Here is an 18,768-nt window from a genome sequence, read left to right as displayed (position 1 = left end):
GCGTCGCAGTCGCGTGGGAGCATGCGGCCTAGCAAGTCGAAAAAAACCCGGCCGATGGGGATCGGCCGGGTTTTTTTATTCAGGCGGCCGCAAGCACCGCTATCCAATCAACTCCGCGCTCGGCTCGAAGGCGAGCCGCCACGGCTCGGCCAACTGCAATTCGTCGCAATTCGGCGCATCGCCGCCGCGATCGACGACGATGAAATCGCTGACCTGATCGAGCGCGAGCAGCGGATGGTGCCAGACCCCTTTCGCGTAATTGACGCCCTGCCACGCATCGGTCCAGAAAGCGCGCATGCGCGCGCCGTCGAACTCGCCGGCCGGCGCGACCACCATCAGATATCGGCCCGCGCGTAAGGGAATGAAAGCCTGGCTGCCGAGCGGATGCCGCTCCATCATCGTGATCTCGACGGGCAGCGCGCGCGGCTGCGCGCGAAACAGACTGACGAGCGGCCGGCCGCCCTGCTCCACCACGTCGACGCGCGCGAGGTCGTGATAGCGCTCGGTGGTACCGCCGTTGATCGGAAAACGACGCGCGCCGTCGAGTTCGATCACGTCGCCGAACGGCGCGAAGGCCGCGCGCGTCAGGCGTTCCATCTGCAGGATCCTCATGCGTGCCGCTCCATGACGTTGCTTGCGTTAAGCGATCTCGCCCCACAGACGCAGGCGCGACACGCCGCCGTCCGGGAAGATGTTGAAGCGCACGTGCGTGACCGGCCCGAGCGCGGCGAGGTCGTCCGCGAACGCGTGCACGTGATCCATCTGCAGTTTCTGTTCGCCGAGCAGCACCGGCCAGAACATCGCCTGCGTGACGAGGGAATCGTCTGTGCCGCCCGTCACCGATGCCGCCTGCAGCGAGCAGCGATCCGGGAAGTTGCCCTTGAAGTGCGCGGTGTCCACTTCGATCTTGCGGATCACGCCGGGCCGCGCGAGCGCGACGATCGCCCAGTCGTTGCCCGGCTCGCGACGCCGCCGCGTTTCCCAGCCGTCGCCCATGTTCACGCCACGGCCCGGCATCAGCATCTGCGAGGCCGGCCCGAAATGCTGATTGTTCGCGGCGACGAGGTACGCGCCGTTTTCGATCGCGGCGAGATCGAGCAGCGTGCCGCGCTCGACGCGGCTCCAGTCGCGCTGCGGCTGGCCATACACGCGCAGTCGCGCGAGCCCGCCGTCCGGATACAGATTCACGCGCAGATGGGTGACCGGGCGCGCGTCTTTCACCTCGACGTAGTGATGCTGGTTGCCCTGTAGCGTTGTCGCCGGCACGAGCGGCTGCCAGTCGGCGTGCTCGGGCGGCACGTCAGCGTCGCTATGACAGGCATCGATCGACGCCGCCGGCGGGAAATTGCCGGTGAAGTGGCTCGTATCGAGATCGACCCCATGCACGACGCCCGGCCGCGCGAGCCGGATCACGCAATGGTCGTGGCCGGTCGTGCGCTTGCGACGCGTCTCCCAGCCGTCCATCCACTTGCCGTGGTCGTCGTATTTGCCGGGGATGAACACCGCCGGCTGCGGGTCGAGCATGCGCTCTTTCGGCGCGAAGAATTCGTCGCTGGCGAACAGCGCCTTCGCGCCGAGGCGCGGATCGGCGAGGTTCATGTAGCGGCGTGTGAAGGCGGGAGCGTTCGGGTCGAGGATCGGGTTGGCCATGATGTCGGTCGGTGTCGAAGAGGTCGGAAACAGCCGGCGGCGCCACGGCAACCGCCGGCTTGCGAAAAAAGGTCGAGGAGCTATCTAGGAAGCGATGCTGGTTCGTCTGGTCAGACCAGATCCCCGTGCGGCCGTCAGACCGCCGGCGCGGGTTCGGCCGCACCGGGTTCGACGAGCGTGTCGTCGACGACGGGCACGTAGCGCAGCGCCGCGTCGCGATTCAGCACGCGATGCGCGCGCGCCTTGTCGATATCGTTTTCCCACACGGCGACCACCACCGTCGCGACGCAGTTGCCGATCAGGTTGGTGAGCGCCCGGGCGATGCCGACGAACCAGTCGACCGGCAGAATCAGCACGAGACCGAGCACGGGAATCGCGGGAATCGCGGACAGCGTCGCCGCGAGAATCACGATCGCAGAGCCCGGAATGCCGTGCGCGCCCTTCGACGTCACCAGCGACACCAGCACGACGACGATCAGGTCATGAATAGACAGCGGCGTGTTGGTCGCCTGGGCGATGAACAGCACGGCGAGCGTCAGATAGATCGAGAAGCCGTCGAGGTTGAACGAGTAGCCGGTCGGAATCACGAGACCGACCGTCGAATCCTTGACGCCCATCCATTCGAGCTTGCGCATGATCTGCGGCAGCACGGCGTCGGACGACGCGGTGCCGAGCACGATGGACAGTTCTTCGCGCAGATAGCGGATCAGCTTGAAGATGCTGAAGCCGGCGAGCCGCATCACCGCGCCGAGCACGAGCACGACGAACACCACGCAGCTCGCGTAGAACACCAGCACGAGCATGCCGAGCTGCTTCAGCGACTCGACGCCGTAGGTGCCGGTCGTGAACGCGATCGCGCCGAGCACACCGAGCGGCGCGAGCTTGATGATGAAGCCCATCACGCGGAAGAACACCTGCGACAGCTCATCGATCAACCCGCTCACGCGCTGCGCGCGCTTGCCGAGCAGCGACAGCGCCGAGCCGAACAGCACCGAGAACACGAGGATCTGCAGAATGTCGCCGGTCGCGAACGCGTTGATCGCCGTGTCGGGGATGATCTTCAGCAGGAAGCCCGCTGTGTCCTTCAGGCTCTTCGCGTGTTCGGTATAGGTCGCGAGCGACGCCGCATCGAGCGAGTTCAGGTTCACGTTCATACCTGCACCAGGACGCGTCGCGTAAGCGAGCACCGCGCCGATCACGAGCGCGATCGTCGTCATCGCCTCGAAGTAGATCACCGACTTCAAGCCCACGCGGCCGACCTTGCGCAGATCGCCCGCGTGCGCCATGCCGCTCACCACCACGCAGAACACGATCGGCCCGATCACCATCTTGATCAGCTTCAGAAAGCCGTCGCCAAGCGGCCGCAAGGACTGCGCGAAATGCGGAAACACGGCACCGAGCACGATGCCGGCCACGAGCGCTATCACGACCCGGCCAAATAGCGAATTGAAGAATTTCAACACGGCTTCCTCCTGCGGATGGTTATCTCGGTCACTTCTGTTCAGACTGGTCCGACCAGTGCTGTTATGGCGAATAGTAGAAAGCCGATATACTCGCGTCAAGGACTCATCGAGCAGTGTTTACCCGTTGTGTTTTCGGCGATTTCGGCTCGGATTTCGGGATTTCAGACGACGCGCGGCGCGCCTTCGCGCGCGCAAGTATTAGAATTGCGGTCAGACCACGCTACCGAGCGATCCCTCATGAAAAACGTCCCGCACACCGTCACCGACGCGGCCATCGCGACCATCCGCGAGCGTATCGAGGGGGGCGTCTATCCGGTGGGCAGTCTGCTGCCGGCGCAGCGCCAGCTATCCGATGAACTGTCGATCAGCCGCGCGTCACTGCGCGAAGCGCTTTCCACGCTGGAAGCGCTTGGTCTGCTGGTGATCCGCCCTGGCAAAGGCGTCTACGTGGAAAGCGCGCAGGCGAAAAACGCGCAGGCGTGGCGCTTCGCCGAGCAGTCGTCGCTGCCCGACACGTATCAGATGCGCTACGCGCTCGAAGGCTTCGTCGCGCGTATGGCGGTGCTCGCGGTCACCAACGACGACCTCGCATGGCTCGAGGAAAACATCACCGCGATGCAAAGCGCGCTCGCCTGCGAGGAACTCGACGAAGCAGCTCGGCTCGACTACGCGTTCCATATGCGCATCGTCAGCATCGCGGGCAATGCGGCGATCGAGTCGATCCTGCGCAGCAGCGCCGAGATCATGCAGGAAAGCCAGCGCATGCCGTTCTACCGGCGCGAGCGGGTGCTGTCCACGTACACCGAACATCGCGCGATTCTCGACGCGTTGAAGGCCCGCGATTCGCTCGCCGCGGGCAAGGCGATCGAGACGCACATCGCGAACGCCGCACAGCGCGCCGGCGTCTATTTCCCCACGCCGTAGACGGCAAAAATCGCAGACGAAAAAAAACCGCTCCGAAGAGCGGCTTTTTCATGCAGCGTGAAACCCGAAACTTACTTCGCGTTCGCGAGCGCCACAGCCGTGTCCAGCATGCGGTTCGAGAAGCCCCACTCGTTGTCGTACCAGCTCGACACTTTCACGAGTCGGCCCGACACCTTGGTCAGCGTCGAGTCGAACGTCGACGAAGCCGGGTTGTGGTTGTAGTCGATCGACACGAGCGGTGCGTCGTTGTAACCGAGGACGCCCTTCAGCGCGCCTTCCGATGCTTCCTTCATGATCGCGTTGACTTCCTCGACCGTCGTGTCGCGCGCGGCGATGAACGACAGGTCGACGACCGATACGTTGATCGTCGGGACGCGGATTGCGTAGCCGTCCAGCTTGCCGTTCAGTTCCGGCAGCACGAGGCCGACCGCCGATGCCGCGCCGGTCTTGGTCGGGATCTGGCTATGCGTGGCCGAACGCGCGCGGCGCAGGTCTTCGTGGTACACGTCGGTCAGAACCTGGTCGTTCGTGTACGCGTGGATCGTCGTCATCAGGCCGTTCACGAGGCCGATCTTGTCGTTCAACGGCTTGACCAGCGGCGCGAGGCAGTTGGTCGTGCACGATGCGTTCGAGATGACCGTGTCCGACGCCTTCAGCACGTTGTGGTTCACGCCGTAGACAATCGTCGCGTCGACGTCCTTACCGCCCGGCGCCGAGATGATGACCTTCTTCGCGCCGCCCTTGATGTGCGCGCTCGCCTTTTCCTTGGTCGTGAAAAAGCCCGTGCACTCCATCACGACGTCGACGCCCAGCTCGCCCCACGGCAGTTCGGCCGGGTTGCGGTTCGCCAGCACGCGGATCTTGTCGCCGTTCACGACGAGGTAGTCGCCGTCCACCGACACGTCGCCCGGGAACTTGCCGTGCGCGGTGTCGTACTGCGTCAGGTGGGCGTTGGTCTTCGCATCGCCCAGATCGTTGATGGCAACGATTTCGATATCGTGCTTCTTGCCGTTTTCATAGAAGGCGCGCAGGGTATTGCGGCCGATCCGGCCGTAGCCGTTGATTGCGACGCGAATCGTCATGATTTATCTCCTGATGGCTAAAAAATCCGTTTATGTTCGCCTGGTCGGACTTCCGGTTCGGTGCGTTGCCGCGCGCAGCCACGAGGGGCACGACGGCAACGCGACGCAACCATCAGCCGAGCGCGGCCTTGACCGTCGCCACCACGTGCTCGACGGTGAAACCGAAATGCTTGAACAGCACGCCTGCCGGGGCCGATTCGCCGAACGTGTCGATGCCGACCACGCCGCCTTCCAGACCCACGTACTTGCGCCAGAAATCCGACACGCCCGCTTCGATCGCGACGCGACGCACGCCATGCGGCAGCACGCGTTCGCGGTACTCGGCGTCCTGCTTGTCGAACACGGTCGTCGACGGAATCGACACGACGCGGGCGGCGATGCCTTCGCGCGCGAGGGGCTCGACGGCTTTCATCGCGAGTTCGACTTCCGAGCCCGTCGCGATCAGGATGATCTTACGCGCGACGATCTCTTCATCCCAGTCGCGCAGCACGTAGCCGCCCTTCTCGATATTGGCGATCTGCGCGTCGGTGCGCTCGTTGAACTGCAGGTTCTGGCGACTGAAGATCAGGCACGACGGACCTTCATGCTCGATCGCATGGGTCCAGGCCACCGCGGTTTCGACCGTGTCGGCCGGGCGCCACGTTTGCAGATTCGGGATCAGGCGCAGGCTCGCGACGTGTTCGATCGACTGGTGGGTCGGGCCGTCTTCGCCGAGACCGATCGAGTCGTGCGTGAACACGAAGATCGACGGCGACTTCATCAGCGCGGCGACGCGCAGCGCGTTGCGGCTGTAGTCGGAGAACGTCAGGAACGTGCCGCCGAACGCCTTGTAGCCGCCATGCAGCGCGACGCCGTTGATCGCCGCGCTCATGCCGAATTCGCGCACGCCGTAGTTCACGTAGTTGCCGGCGGCACGGCCTTCGGCATTCACGCGCACCGGCTTGGCGGCCTTCCAGTTGGTGAGGTTCGAGCCGGTCAGGTCGGCGGAACCGCCGAGCAGTTCGGGCAACACGACCGACAGACCTTCGATGGCCTGCTGCGATGCCTTACGCGTCGCCACGGTCTCAGCGCGCTCGTTCGCGCCGGCGATAATCGCTTTCGCCTTATCTTTCCAGTCGGCCGGCAGTTGCTTCGCGCTGCGGCGCTTGAATTCGGCCGCTTCCTGCGGGTACTTCGCCGCGTAGGCAGCGAACGCCTCGTCCCATTCCGCTTCGAAGCGCGCGCCCGCTTCCTTCGCGTCCCATGCCGTGTAGACTTCCTGCGGAATCACGAACGGCTCCCACTTCCAGCCGATCGCTTCGCGCGTCGCCGCGATTTCCTTGTCGCCGAGCGGCGCGCCGTGCGAATCGTGCGAGCCCGCCTTGGTCGGCGCGCCTTCACCGATCACTGTCTTGCAGCAGATCAGCGTCGGCTTGTCCGACAGCTTCGCCTGCCTGATCGCCGCGTCGACCGCGTCGACGTCATGGCCGACTACGTTCGGGATCACGTTCCAGCCGTACGCTTCGAAGCGCTTCGGCGTGTCGTCGTGGAACCAGTGCACCACTTCGCCGTCGATCGAAATGCCGTTGTCGTCGTAGAACGCGATCAGCTTGTTCAGCTTCAGCACGCCCGCGAGCGAGCAGGCTTCGTGCGAGATGCCTTCCATCAGGCAGCCGTCGCCGACGAACACGTACGTGTGGTGATCGACGATCCTGGCGTCGGGCTTGTTGAATTCGGTGGCGAGCAGCGATTCGGCGAGCGCCATGCCTACCGCGTTCGCGAGACCCTGGCCGAGCGGGCCGGTGGTCGTCTCGACGCCCGGCGTGATGCCGTATTCCGGGTGACCCGGCGTCTTCGAATGGAGCTGGCGGAAGTTCTTCAGCTCGTCCATCGGCAGGTCGTAGCCGGTCAGATGCAGCAGCGAGTACAGCAGCATCGAGCCGTGACCGTTCGACAGCACGAAGCGGTCGCGATCGGCCCATTGCGGGTTCTTCGGGTTATGGCGCAGATGACGCGACCACAGGGCGACGCCGATTTCGGCCATGCCCATCGGCATGCCGGGGTGACCGGAGTTCGCCTTTTGAACGGCGTCCATGGCCAACGCGCGGATCGCGTTGGCCATCAGGGAGGTGGGTGCGGGAGACGGGGTCGTCATGTCGAGTCCGGAGACAGAGTCAGAAAGCGGGGGCGCGCTTGAGGCCCGGAAGCTCGGCGGTCACTTCGCTACGGCGCACGATGCGGCGCCAGGAGACGCGAAACGGGCAGAGCAAGCGGACAAGGCTGAAAGCGTCACATTCTAGCAGAAGGCTACCCTCTATCCGGCCGGAAAGCCGCCTGGCCGCGTGGTTCAACGCGCACCGCCAGGCGGCGGCATTTACAATTCGAGCAGCTGTGTGTCCGCACTACCGATCGAGCCCGTCCGCCGTGAACGCCCCGCTATTGTTCCAGCCTTGTCCCGACGCCGTCTACGGCTTTCCTCACGCGCGCCTCGTCGAGCGTGTCGAATCCCGTTATCAAGCGATCGAGATCTGGGACACGCCGCAGCTCGGCGCGCTGTTCACGCTCGACGGCCGTCCGATGACGTCCGCAGGCGACGAGTTCATCTACCACGAATGCATGGTGCATCCGGCCGCGCTCGCGCATCCGGCGCCGCGCGCGGCGCTGGTGCTCGGCGGCGGCGATGGCGGGGCCGCGAGGCAATTGCTCAGGCATCCGGGCATCGAGCGGATCGTCGTCGCGGAGCTCGATCCCGAGGTCGTGCGGCTCACGCGCGGACATTTGCCGCAGGTGCATGGCGGTGCGTTCGACGATCCGCGCGTCGAGCTGGTGATCGGCGATGCGGCGGATTACGTCGCGGCGGCGGCCCGCGCGACGCAGGGTGCAACGAACGTCGCGGCCGCGCGGTTCGACCTCGTCGTATTCGACCTGACGCCACCCGATTCGCCCGCGGCCGGTCTGTACACGCCGACCTTCTACGCGCAGTTGAAGCGCGTGCTGCGTGCTGATGCGTTGCTGTCGCTCCATCTCGGCTCGCCGTACCACCACGCGCCGCGCATCGCCGCGCTGCTCGGCGATCTGCACGCCGCGTTCGCACAGGTGCGCACGCTGGGCACCTTCGTGCCGCTCTACGGCTCGCTATGGCTGATGGCGATCGCCAGCGACACGCTCGACCCCGCCGCGCTCACCGCCGACACGCTCACCGAGCGTCTCGCCGCGCGCGGCATCGATTCGCTGCGTCATTACGAACCAGCCCTGCACGCGGGGCTATTCTCGGCGGCGCGATCGGCGCGCGATAAACTGAGCCCGTTGACGAAGTCGTCCTTTTGAAGCGCGGACACCTTGCGCGAATCGGTTCGTGTGATGCCGGCGTGCCGCGCCCGACCGAAACCCGCAACCGTGGCCTCGCCGCCTCACGAGATCCGGAGAACTCCATGACCGCCCCCCACCCCGCCGGTGTGCCTTGGCTCACCCCCTATCTGACGGTGCGCGACGCGCGCGCGTCGACGGCATTCTTCTCGGCGGCGTTCGGTTTCGACGTGCGCGACAGCGTGCAGGACGACGGCGTCGTCATGCACGTCGAGATGACCTATCAAGGCCAGCTGATCGTGATGTTCGCGCCTGAAGGCGCGTTCGGCTCGACCGCGAAGACGCCGAAAAGCGCGGGCACGATCGCGCCGCAATCGTTCTATGTCTATGTCGAGGACGTCGACGCCGTGTATGCTCGCGCGCTCGCGGCCGGCGCGAAGTCGCTGAGCGAGCCACAGGACCAGTTCTGGGGCGACCGCTTCGCGCAGGTCGAGGATATCGACGGCTATCGCTGGGCACTCGCCCGCCACCTGTCCTGAATTCAAGAGTCTCCCGTCGATGCCCCGTTTTTTTGTTGATATCCCGCTTTACGCCGACGACGTGATCGCACTGCCCGACGACGTCGTGCGCCACGTGGCCGTGCTGCGTCTGCAGCCAGGCGATTCCCTGGCGTTGTTCAACGGCCAGGGCGGCGAATACGGCGCCGAACTCGTCGAGGTCGAGCGTCGTGCGGCTCGCGTGAAAATCGGCGAATTTCGCGCGATCGAGGTCGAGCCGCCGTATCGGCTGACGCTCGCCCAAGGCATCGCCGGCGGCGACAAGATGGACTGGCTGATCGAGAAGGCGGTCGAACTCGGCGCCTCGGGCTTCGTGCCGCTCGCGACCGCGCGCAGCGTCGTGCGGCTTACCGGCGAGCGCGCGCAGCGGCGGCAGCAGCACTGGCAGGGCGTGGTGCGGGCGTCGTGCGAGCAGTGCGGACGTAATCGGGTTCCGGACGTGATGCCGGTGTGCGAGATTGGCGCGTGGCTCGATACGCTGTCGCGCGAGCCGGCGCCTGACGAGCTGCGCCTGCTGTTATCGCCGCGCGCAAGCATCGGCTTTGCGGCGCTGCCTGACGCGCCGCCGCCTGGCGGCGTGACGCTGCTGATCGGCCCCGAAGGCGGCCTTTGCGCCGACGAGGAAGCCGCCGCCGGCGAACAGGGCTTTACCGCGATTGGCTTGGGACCGCGTGTGCTGCGCACAGAGACCGCCGGAATCGCAGTGTTGGCGGGGCTCGCGGCGCGCTGGGGCGGCTGGTGAGCGGGAGCTTGCCCAAGCAGCGCGACAAAAGCAAAGGCCCGCCAATTAGCGGGCCTTTGCCGTTTATACCGCGACGTTGACTGTCAGACTCAAGCAGCTACGCCTGAACAGGCGAAAATCCGGCGAACTTCAAGCGAACGAGTAGAACACCCGGAACGCGACCTTGCGCTCGGCCCAGAATTCGGCCGCTTCACGGAACACGTCGAGCAGCGTCTCGCGCCCTTCCTTGTCGAATTTCTGCGCGATCGGCAGGTGTTCGAGCACGATCACGAAGCCGGGCTGCGCGCCGGCCTTGTGCACGAGGTCGGTCAGGCAGTCGTAGAGCGCGTCGTAGTTCTTGCCGAAATGCTTGGGAAACAGGAACGACGTCGCGATCGTCTCGAGCACTTCCTGCTTCGAGGCGGCGTTCGCGCAGTACGCATACAGAAAGTGCTGGCCGAGCAGGTTGGCCTCGTCGGCGAGATCCTGCACGCGGAACGCGCGGATCGACTGCACGATGTTCGGCCGCACCGTCCTGAAAAGGCTCATGGGCTCCTCGTTCGATGAAACCACCGTGGCAGCCTCGCTTTGATTGTCGCGTCCCTGCTGGTCGGCGCGCATCTTCATGACGCGTTGGAACAAATTGCCGTCGCCGGCCGCGAAAAGATCCGTCGCGACTCCGGAATCGTGCGCGTAGATGTTGTCGCTCATGCCGTTCATCCCAATGTCATTCAACAATATGGTTAAAACTGGTGTAATGGTCGTCCGAGTAATAACAATTGTCGGTCCGCTGTAGCGGACCTCCGCAGACGATGCGGCGCGCCCCGCGATTACGCGCGTGAGGCGTGGGGACGGTGTATTCGTGGTAATAGCCGCGCCGGTGGGCGGGCAGCACCCGTTCGTAGTTGCCGAATACGATGCCGTCCTTCTGATACGGGTAAGGCCCGCCGGCGGCAATGAGGTTCAACGTATCGACCGCCTCGCGCGGCAATTGCGCCAGCGCGATGGTGCCCACCTGCGCTTCCACCCCAGTTGGCGCCGAGTAATCTCGCGCCAGCGCTTCGGGCGCGGAACTGGACAACGCGCAGAGTGCGGCGGCACCGATCAGCACGCCTTTCATGCGCAACCAGTTGCGTGCCATGTATCAGGTTTCCCCGCTGTCAGATCACGAGTTTGACGACCATGAAAGTCGTAAGGGTATCGCTAATAGCCTTTGGAATCAACGTTCGACGGCCGATGGCACCCCGCCTCACCCCGCGGAAAAGCCGGTGGCGCGGACTTTGACGACTTTTGACAAAATGTTTAGCTCAATCAGGCTAAACTGAGCTCAACCGTGATCGAATGCAGTGCGGGCGGTGCAAGCGGCCGCTGGCCGAAGCGCTCGATTGCGGTTGTTAGAGCCTGTAACCACTGAGCCGAAAGGCCGTGTCATTGCCATTTTTCGGGGTGGCGATCCCCTGCTTGCCCTGAGGGCGTGCCCATTGCGGGCACGCCTTTTTTTTCAGGTACACCGGTTGGAAAACCGGCGCCGGGCCCGTCGCGGCCCGATCACGATGCGCAGTTAGCGGGTTGCGCTGACGTCCGCGACCAGCAGCGCCGTCATGTTGACGATCCGGCGCACCGTCGCCGACGGCGTCAGCACGTGCACCGGCTTGGCCGCGCCGAGCAGAATTGGGCCAATCGCAATGTTGTTGCCGGCCGCCGTCTTCAGCAGGTTGTACGAGATATTGGCCGCGTCGATGTTCGGCAGCACCAGCAGGTTCGCGTCGCCTTCGAGCGTCGAATCGGGCAATACCTCACGGCGCAGGTTGGCGTCGAGCGCGACGTCGCCGTGCATTTCGCCGTCAACTTGCAGCTCCGGCACGCGTTCGCGCAGGATCTCGAGCGTATCGCGCATCTTCTGCGCCGTCGGCGCATTGCTCGAACCGAAGTTCGAGTGCGACACGAGTGCAACCTTCGGCTCGATGCCGAAACGGCGCACTTCCTCGGCTGCCATGATCGTGATCTCAGCCAGCTCGGCCGGTGTCGGATCGACGTTCACGTGTGTATCGACGAGGAAAATCTGCCGATTCGGCAGCACCAGCGCGTTCATCGCCGCATAGACTTTCGCGCCGGGCTTCTTGCCGATCACCTGATCGATGAAGTGCAGGTGGCGGTGCGTGGTGCTGACCGTACCGCAGATCATGCCGTCCGCTTCGCCCTTGTTGACCATCATCGAGCCAATCAGCGTGGTGCGGCGGCGCATCTCGAGCTTGGCCATCTGCGTGGTGATGCCCTTGCGCGACATCATCTTCGCGTATTCCTGCCAGAACTCGCGGTAACGTTCGTCATGATCGGTGTTGACGACCGTGTAGTCCTGCCCCGCGACGAGCCGCAGGCCATAACGCGCGATGCGCTGCTCGATCACGGCCGGCCGGCCGATCAGGATCGGCTTTGCGAGCTTTTCGTCGACGATGATCTGCATCGCGCGCAGCACGCGCTCTTCTTCGCCTTCCGCGAACACGATGCGCTTCTTCTCCGGCTCGATGCTGCGCGCGAGCTGGAAGATCGGCTTCATCGTCGTGCCGCTGTGATAAACGAACTGCTGCAGATGCTGCGCGTACGCGTCCATGTCCTCGATTGGACGCTCGGCGACGCCGCATTCCATCGCGGCCTTAGCCACCGCGGGCGCGACCTTCACGATCAGACGCGGATCGAAGGGTTTCGGAATCAGGTATTCCGGTCCGAACGATAGGTCCTGGATGCCGTACGCGGTCGCGACGATGTCGCTCTGCTCCTGGCGCGCCAGCTCGGCGATCGCGTTGACGGCGGCGATTTCCATTTCGCGCGTGACCGTCGTCGCGCCGGCGTCGAGCGCGCCGCGGAACAGAAACGGGAACACGAGCACGTTGTTGACCTGGTTCGGGTAGTCGGTGCGGCCCGTGCACAGCACCGCGTCCGGACGCACTTCGAGCGCGAGTTCCGGCAGGATTTCCGGCGTCGGGTTCGCAAGCGCGAGGATCAGCGGCCTGGCGGCCATCTGCTTGACCATGTCCTGCTTGAGCACGCCGCCGGCCGACAACCCGAGGAACACGTCCGCGCCTTCGATCACCTCGGCAAGCGAGCGCGCGTCGGTTTCACGCGCGAAACGCTCCTTGTCCGGGTCCATCAGTTCGGTGCGGCCCTTGTACACGACGCCCGCGAGGTCGGTCACGGTGATGTTTTCGAGCGGCAGGCCGATGTCGACCAGCAGGTCCAGACACGCGAGCGCCGCCGCGCCCGCGCCCGACGCGACCAGCTTGACTTCCTTGATGTCCTTGCCGACGACCTTCAGGCCGTTGGTGACCGCCGCCGCGACGACGATCGCGGTGCCGTGCTGGTCGTCGTGGAAGACCGGAATCTTCATGCGCTTGCGGCATTCGCGTTCGACGATGAAGCAGTCCGGCGCCTTGATGTCTTCGAGGTTGATGCCGCCGAAGGTCGGTTCGAGCGCGGCGATCACCTCGACCAGCTTGTGCGGATCGTTCTCGTTGATCTCGATATCGAACACGTCGATGCCGGCGAACTTCTTGAACAGGACGGCCTTGCCTTCCATGACCGGCTTCGACGCGAGCGGCCCGATGTTGCCGAGGCCCAGCACCGCGGTCCCGTTCGTGACGACGCCGACGAGGTTGCTGCGCGCGGTGAAGCGCGCGGCGTTCAGCGGGCTCTCGACGATTTCCTCGCACGCGAACGCGACGCCAGGCGAATACGCCAGCGCGAGGTCGCGCTGGTTGATCATCTGCTTGGTCGGGGCGATCGCGATTTTGCCGGGAGTCGGGAACTCGTGGTAATCGAGAGCTGCTTCGCGGAGTTTGGTATTGACGGGATTCGACATAAGGCGGGCTTCGGAGGGCAGATTAGAATAGACGTTCGACGGCATTGTAGCCCCAATTGCCTACGCAATTCCTTCAATACGGGTACAACAGCCGCGACTGAAACAGCGTGAAAGCGCGCGTTGCCCGTTGTCCGGATGGTCCGGCGCTTGCGACGGGGCATCATGCTCAATCGCCTTGATCCGCGCCATTTCTCCAATCATTCTCCGCTCACCGTCTGCCATCATGCTTTCCGAGTTTTCGCTGATCGATCGTTTCTTTGCCCGCCGCGCCGCCGCCGGGCGGCCCGCCAATGCCGAAGGCGGCACGCTCGGCATCGGCGACGATTGCGCGTTGCTGGCGCCGCCTGCCGGCGAAATGCTGGCGATATCGACGGACATGCTGGTCGAAGGCCGTCATTTCTTCGCCGATATCGATCCCGAAGCGCTCGGTCACAAGGCGCTTGCCGTCAATCTGTCTGACCTCGCCGCAATGGGCGCGCAGCCGCGGGCGTTCACGCTGGCGTTGTCGCTGCCGAAAGCCGACGAAGCCTGGCTTTCCGGTTTCAGCGAAGGCCTGTTCGTGCTCGCCGAGCGCTACGGTTGCGAGCTGATCGGCGGCGATACGACGGGCGGGCCGCTCAATCTGTGCATTACGGTATTCGGCAGCGTGCCGCCGCGAACAGCCTTGCGCCGCGATGCCGCGCAACCCGGCGACGACATCTGGATCTCCGGCACTCTCGGCGACGCGCGCGCCGGCCTCGGCGCGCAGCGCGGCGAATGGTCCGCCACCGCGAATGACGCCGCGACGTTCCGCCGGGCGCTCGAACGCCCCGAGCCGCGCATCGCGCTCGGCCTCGCGCTGCGCGGCATCGCACACGCGGCGCTCGACCTGTCGGACGGACTCGCCGGCGATCTGCGGCACATCCTCGAACGCTCGTCGGTGGGCGCGAGCGTCGACGTCGATGCGGTGCCGCGCTCGGCCGCGCTACGCCGCCTGCCGCCCGACGTCCAGCAGCGCTGCACGCTCGCCGGCGGCGACGACTACGAGCTGTGCTTCACCGCGCCCGCCGCCGCGCGCGCCGCGGTCGAGGCCGCCGCGCAGAAGGCCGCCGTGCCGGTCACCCGCATCGGTACAATAAGCGCATTGGAGGCGGCCACCGACCGCCCGGCCATCGCGTGGCGCAACGCCAGCGGCGCGCCGCTCACTCTGACCTTGCAAGGTTTCGATCACTTTCATGCAGAATGACCCCCCGCTCGGCCCCGCCGACGACTTCCTCGGCGGCGAGCCGCCCCAGGCGCCTGGACCGCGCGAGCCGAAGCCTCCTCAGCCGCGCCGCGCGACCGCGCGCTTCATGCTGTCGCATCCAGTCCACCTTCTGTCGCTCGGCTTCGGCAGCGGGCTGTCGCCCGTCGCACCGGGCACGATCGGCACGCTGCTCGGGTGGGCCTCGTTCGCGGTGCTGAGTCGTTATCTGACAGTTATCGAATGGGGCGTACTGATCGGCGTCGGCTTTCTCGGCGGCATCGCGTTGTGCGGCTTTACCGCGAAGCGGCTCGGCGTCGAGGATCCGTCGGCGGTCGTGTGGGACGAAATCGTCGCGATCTGGCTCGTGCTGCTGATGGTCACGCCTGCCACGCTCGCCGGCCAGGTGTGGGCGTTCCTGATCTTCCGCTTCTTCGACATGGTGAAGCCGCCGCCGATCGGCTACTTCGACCGCCGGCTGAAAGGTGGCTTTGGCATCATGTTCGATGACCTGATCGCCGCATTTTTTACGTTGCTGGTGATTGCGCTGTGGCGGATGTCGGTTTGAGCGCTGCCTGTTCACCGTTCGAGTACCGTTCGACTGTTTTGGTCGCCGCCCGGCCCCTGCCGTTCGCCGCGCCGCCCGGCCGGCTTCGTTTTCCGGATTGACTGACGCCATGCCTACCGATTCCGTCGTTCACCAGCTTGCGATCCGCGTGAGCAACCGTCTGCGCGACGAGCGCCTGATGCTCGTGACCGCCGAGTCCTGCACGGGCGGCATGGTCGCGACCGCGATCACCGACATCTCCGGCAGCAGCGGCTGGTTCGAACGCGGCTTCGTCACGTATTCGAACCAGGCGAAAAGCGAAATGATCGGCGTGCCGGCCGACCTGATCGAAAAGCACGGCGCGGTCAGCGAGCCGGTCGCACGAGCGATGGCCGAAGGCGCGCTGCGCAACAGCCGAGCGCAGGTGTCGCTGTCGATCACCGGCGTCGCCGGCCCCGGCGGCGGCACGGAAACCAAGCCGGTCGGCATGGTGTCGTTCGGTTGGAGCAACCGGCTGCACACGTCGGTGGAAACGAAGATTTTCAAGGGCGACCGCGACCAGATCCGCGTGCAGGCCGCGGCGCACGCGCTGCGCGGCCTGCTGGCGCTACTCGACGAACGCGAGCATTGAGCGGCGGCTAACTATCACTGAGGAGGCGGACAATGCCGGATTCGCGCGCGATCGCAGACGAACTGATCCGCCGCTTCGATCTGAAGCCCCATCCTGAAGGCGGCTTTTTTGCGGAGACCTACCGCTCGGCCGCGCGTGTGCTGCGCGCCGGCGAGCCGAGCGAGGTTGGGAACGCCCGTGCGGCGTCGACTGCGATCCATTACTTGCTGTGCGACGGCGCGCATTCGGCGTGGCATCGGATCCGTTCCGATGAGGTCTGGCATTTCTATGCCGGCGAGCCGCTGCTGGTCCACGTGCTCGATGAAAGCGATGCCGGCGGTGCGCTCGTCACGCACCGGCTCGGCAATCCGCTCACGCATCCCGATACGGTCTGTCAGGCCGTCGTGCCGGCCGGCTTGTGGTTCGCGGCCGAGTGCGCCGATCCGGCATCGTTCGCGCTGGTCGGCTGCACGGTCGCGCCGGGTTTCGAATTCAGCGAGTTCGAACTCGCGGAGGTGGACGCGCTGAAGGCGCGGCATCCGCGGCATGCAGGGTTGATCGGGCGGCTCGCGCTGACGCGCCGCGCCGGCCGTCGCGGGATCGCCCGCCGCGGGATCGCCCGCCGCGGGATCGCCCGCCGCGGGATCGCCCGCCGGTTCAACGAAACGCGTTGATCCGGTCGCGGGTGTCCTTCGCGGCCTGCGCGGCCGCTTGCGCGAAATCGTCGCCCCTGCCCGCGTAGATGATCGCGCGCGAAGAGTTGATCAGCATGCCGGTGCCGTTCGCGGTGCGTCCGGCGCTCACGGTGGCCTGCACGTCGCCGCCTTGCGCGCCGATACCCGGAATCAGCAGCGGCATGTCGCCGACGATCCCCCGCACCACTTCGATTTCCTTCGGAAACGTCGCGCCGACCACGAGCCCAAGCTGGCCGCTCGCATTCCACTTCTGCGCGGCCAGTTGCGCGACGACCTGATACAACGGCCGACCGCTTGTCTCGAGAAACTGCAGATCCGAGCCACCCGCGTTCGACGTGCGACACAGCACGATCACGCCCTTGCCTGCGTGCTCGAGATACGGCTCGATGGAATCGAAACCCATGTACGGATTGACCGTCACCGCGTCGGCCTGGTAGCGCTCGAAGGCCTCGCGTGCGTATTGCTCGGCCGTGCTGCCGATATCGCCGCGCTTGGCGTCGAGAATCACCGGCAGGCCCGGATGGTTCGCGTGAATGTGGGCGATCAGCTGCTCGAGCTGCTCTTCTGCGCGATGCGCGGCGAAGTAGGCGATCTGCGGCTTGAACGACGACGCGTACGGCGCGGTTGCATCGACGATCGTGCGGCAGAACTCGAAGATCGCGTCGGCGCGGTCCGCGAGCGCACCCGGGAATTTGCTGGGCTCGGGATCGAGGCCAACGCACAGCAGCGAGTTCGTGCGCTGCCAGGCGTCGTTGAGTGTCTGGATGAAATTGGACATGGTGAGTCTCGCGGCGAGCCGGTAATCGGAGGAGGCGCGTATTTTACCTGTCCCACGAACGCCGTCCGTCGATGGCGGTCACCGCGCGGCCCGCGCCTCATAGGCGATAGCAGCGCCAGGCCGCCCGTTCGGACGTTCGTCCGGCCGGCGGCCCGGCGGCTACGACTGCGGCTACGGCTGCGACTACTACCTGCGCCGCGCGCCACGCCCGCCCGGCATCGAGCGCAGTCCAGTCCGCTCGACCGTGAAGCGGAACGTGCGCGTCAACCGCTCGCCGCGCTTGAGCAGCGTCATGCCGTTTTCGCTCGCGCCGCCCGCCAGGTTCATTGCATTGATCGGATGATCGACCGGTTCGAAGCAGAAGAAGTCTTCGCCGGGCGGCGTGTACAGCACGTAATAGTCGGTGTCGGCGGCGATGTTCAGCGACAGACGGCGCTTCGGCCACACCACTGCCGCCTGCCCGCTCCAGCCGGTGAACGCGTGATTGACGATCGTCTCCGGCAGCGGATACGCGACGCCGAACTGCCACGCGGGGGGCGCCGGCACGTGGCGCACCGGCAGCCAGTCGTCGCCCGAGAGCCACAGGCCGCCGGCCGCCGCCGACAGCTCGGTGTCCGCGTCGCGCACGAAGAACGGATGCACGCCGAGCCCGAACGGCAGCGTCTCGCGGCCAGCGTTTTCGATGTCGAGCGAGACGACCAGCGTTGGGCCGTCCAGCGTATAGGTTTGTGTCGCGCGGAACGCGTACGGCTTGCCGTCGCTGCGGTCGAGCGCGAGACGCACGTGCTCGCGGCCCGCGTCGAGCACCTGCCATTGCGCGAGCCAGCCGTCGCCGTGAATCGGCAGCGGCTCGTCGGCGCGGTTGCGCGGCACCTCGACGCGCCGCCCGGCCACGCTGAAATGGCCGCCGCCGATGCGGTTCGAGTACGGCAAGAGCGGATAGCAGGCCAGCTGGTTCGGTTGCGTATCGCCACCGACGTGACTGCAGCGCCGGAAGATCGGCGTCAACGCGCCGTCGTCGCGCCAGTCGAAGCGGGTCACACCGCCGCCGAGCGTCGGCGCGACATCGAGACGCAATTGCGAGTTGGCGAGCGTGATGCACGCGACATCGCCGGCGCTGCCTTCGCCGAGGGCCACCGCCGACGTGCTCGGGCCCGCCAGCACGGGATTGGCGGCCGCGGCGAGTCGCGAGCGTCGCGTTTGAGAGGTTGGGGATGAGGTTGAAACGAGATTCGCAACAGTCATATCTGGCTCCATCGAGAGGCGTGGGACGTTGCCGTCAGGGTTGACGGGAGTGGCGGGCGATTTTTTATGACCAATTCGCCTCGAGTCCGAACTGCATGCTGCCGATTCGTTGCCGGCCGGTCGCGGGCGTATT

The 18,768-nt window shown here is 65.6% G+C and carries 17 protein-coding genes and 1 pseudogene; 8 read left to right on the top strand and 10 right to left on the bottom strand.

From position 1 onward, the window contains the following. Positions 1-99: 99 nt before the first annotated feature. The 3 genes from HWY30_RS28245 to HWY30_RS28235 all read right to left on the bottom strand — a co-directional run bounded on the left by HWY30_RS28245 (position 100) and on the right by HWY30_RS28235 (position 3,113). A complete protein-coding gene (locus tag HWY30_RS28245; protein ID WP_090801854.1) occupies positions 100-612 on the bottom strand; it encodes an ureidoglycolate lyase in 513 nt (170 codons plus the stop codon). 27 nt (positions 613-639) lie between these two features. Further along, positions 640-1,650, bottom strand: a complete 1,011-nt coding sequence (gene alc, locus HWY30_RS28240; RefSeq protein WP_090801856.1) for an allantoicase — start codon at positions 1,648-1,650, stop codon at positions 640-642. Positions 1,651-1,784: 134 nt separating this feature from the next. Continuing rightward, positions 1,785-3,113 (bottom strand): C4-dicarboxylate transporter DctA, encoded by a 1,329-nt coding sequence (locus HWY30_RS28235; RefSeq protein WP_090801858.1) that lies wholly within the window; start codon positions 3,111-3,113, stop codon positions 1,785-1,787. 237 nt (positions 3,114-3,350) lie between these two features. On the opposite strand from HWY30_RS28235, the gene HWY30_RS28230 reads away from it, so the two are divergent. After that, the gene (locus tag HWY30_RS28230; protein WP_090801859.1) at positions 3,351-4,037 is read left to right on the top strand and encodes a FadR/GntR family transcriptional regulator; all 687 of its coding nucleotides are present in this window, start codon (positions 3,351-3,353) and stop codon (positions 4,035-4,037) included. 71 nt (positions 4,038-4,108) lie between these two features. On the opposite strand, the gene gap is transcribed toward HWY30_RS28230, so the two are convergent. Together gap and tkt are read right to left on the bottom strand one after the other, a co-directional pair. Next, on the bottom strand, positions 4,109-5,119 hold the full coding sequence (gap, locus tag HWY30_RS28225; protein WP_008923882.1) for a type I glyceraldehyde-3-phosphate dehydrogenase: 1,011 nt from the start codon (positions 5,117-5,119) through the stop codon (positions 4,109-4,111). Positions 5,120-5,231: 112 nt separating this feature from the next. Further along, on the bottom strand, positions 5,232-7,253 hold the full coding sequence (tkt, locus tag HWY30_RS28220) for a transketolase (RefSeq protein ID WP_090801861.1): 2,022 nt from the start codon (positions 7,251-7,253) through the stop codon (positions 5,232-5,234). Between the two features lie 269 nt (positions 7,254-7,522). Here tkt and speE point away from each other — a divergent pair, with 269 nt between their 5' ends. The 3 genes from speE to HWY30_RS28205 all read left to right on the top strand — a co-directional run bounded on the left by speE (position 7,523) and on the right by HWY30_RS28205 (position 9,703). Then, positions 7,523-8,425, top strand: coding sequence for a polyamine aminopropyltransferase (gene speE / locus HWY30_RS28215; protein ID WP_090801863.1), 903 nt, complete (start codon positions 7,523-7,525; stop codon positions 8,423-8,425). 104 nt (positions 8,426-8,529) lie between these two features. Then, positions 8,530-8,943, top strand: a complete 414-nt coding sequence (locus HWY30_RS28210) for a VOC family protein (protein WP_090801864.1) — start codon at positions 8,530-8,532, stop codon at positions 8,941-8,943. Positions 8,944-8,962: 19 nt separating this feature from the next. Continuing rightward, positions 8,963-9,703 carry a 16S rRNA (uracil(1498)-N(3))-methyltransferase gene (locus HWY30_RS28205; RefSeq protein ID WP_090801866.1) on the top strand — a complete coding sequence of 247 codons (741 nt, stop codon included), beginning with the start codon at positions 8,963-8,965 and terminating at the stop codon, positions 9,701-9,703. A 129-nt stretch (positions 9,704-9,832) separates the two neighbouring features. On the opposite strand, the gene HWY30_RS28200 is transcribed toward HWY30_RS28205, so the two are convergent. The 3 genes from HWY30_RS28200 to HWY30_RS28190 form a co-directional block, all read right to left on the bottom strand. Next, on the bottom strand, positions 9,833-10,393 hold the full coding sequence (locus HWY30_RS28200) for a barstar family protein (RefSeq protein ID WP_090805466.1): 561 nt from the start codon (positions 10,391-10,393) through the stop codon (positions 9,833-9,835). Between the two features lie 16 nt (positions 10,394-10,409). After that, a complete protein-coding gene (locus HWY30_RS28195) occupies positions 10,410-10,823 on the bottom strand; it encodes a ribonuclease (RefSeq protein WP_090801868.1) in 414 nt (137 codons plus the stop codon). 420 nt (positions 10,824-11,243) lie between these two features. Then, the gene (locus HWY30_RS28190; RefSeq protein ID WP_090801869.1) at positions 11,244-13,583 is read right to left on the bottom strand and encodes an NADP-dependent malic enzyme; all 2,340 of its coding nucleotides are present in this window, start codon (positions 13,581-13,583) and stop codon (positions 11,244-11,246) included. 178 nt (positions 13,584-13,761) lie between these two features. Here HWY30_RS28190 and thiL point away from each other — a divergent pair, with 178 nt between their 5' ends. The 4 genes and pseudogenes from thiL to HWY30_RS28170 all read left to right on the top strand — a co-directional run. Continuing rightward, positions 13,762-14,763: a thiamine-phosphate kinase gene (gene thiL, locus HWY30_RS28185; RefSeq protein WP_090801871.1), complete on the top strand. Its 1,002-nt coding sequence runs from the start codon at positions 13,762-13,764 to the stop codon at positions 14,761-14,763. Beyond that, positions 14,753-15,328 carry a phosphatidylglycerophosphatase A family protein gene (locus HWY30_RS28180; protein ID WP_090801872.1) on the top strand — a complete coding sequence of 192 codons (576 nt, stop codon included), beginning with the start codon at positions 14,753-14,755 and terminating at the stop codon, positions 15,326-15,328. Before thiL ends, HWY30_RS28180 begins: the two co-directional genes overlap by 11 nt. Before the next feature lie 109 nt (positions 15,329-15,437). Continuing rightward, entirely contained in the window at positions 15,438-15,938 is a 501-nt protein-coding gene (locus HWY30_RS28175; RefSeq protein WP_090801874.1) for a CinA family protein, read from the top strand. 32 nt (positions 15,939-15,970) lie between these two features. Continuing rightward, positions 15,971-16,486 (top strand): annotated as a pseudogene (locus HWY30_RS28170) (cupin domain-containing protein); the annotation flags it as partial. 88 nt (positions 16,487-16,574) lie between these two features. Here HWY30_RS28170 and pyrF read toward each other — a convergent pair. Beyond that, the gene (pyrF, locus tag HWY30_RS28165) at positions 16,575-17,390 is read right to left on the bottom strand and encodes an orotidine-5'-phosphate decarboxylase (RefSeq protein ID WP_090801876.1); all 816 of its coding nucleotides are present in this window, start codon (positions 17,388-17,390) and stop codon (positions 16,575-16,577) included. 186 nt (positions 17,391-17,576) lie between these two features. Further along, positions 17,577-18,635 (bottom strand): aldose 1-epimerase, encoded by a 1,059-nt coding sequence (locus HWY30_RS28160; RefSeq protein WP_090801877.1) that lies wholly within the window; start codon positions 18,633-18,635, stop codon positions 17,577-17,579. Positions 18,636-18,768: the final 133 nt, after the last annotated feature.

The sequence above is a fragment of the Paraburkholderia tuberum STM678 genome (assembly GCF_902833905.1).
Lineage (GTDB): Bacteria > Pseudomonadota > Gammaproteobacteria > Burkholderiales > Burkholderiaceae > Paraburkholderia > Paraburkholderia tuberum.
This window is presented reverse-complemented; position numbering and strand designations above follow the sequence as displayed.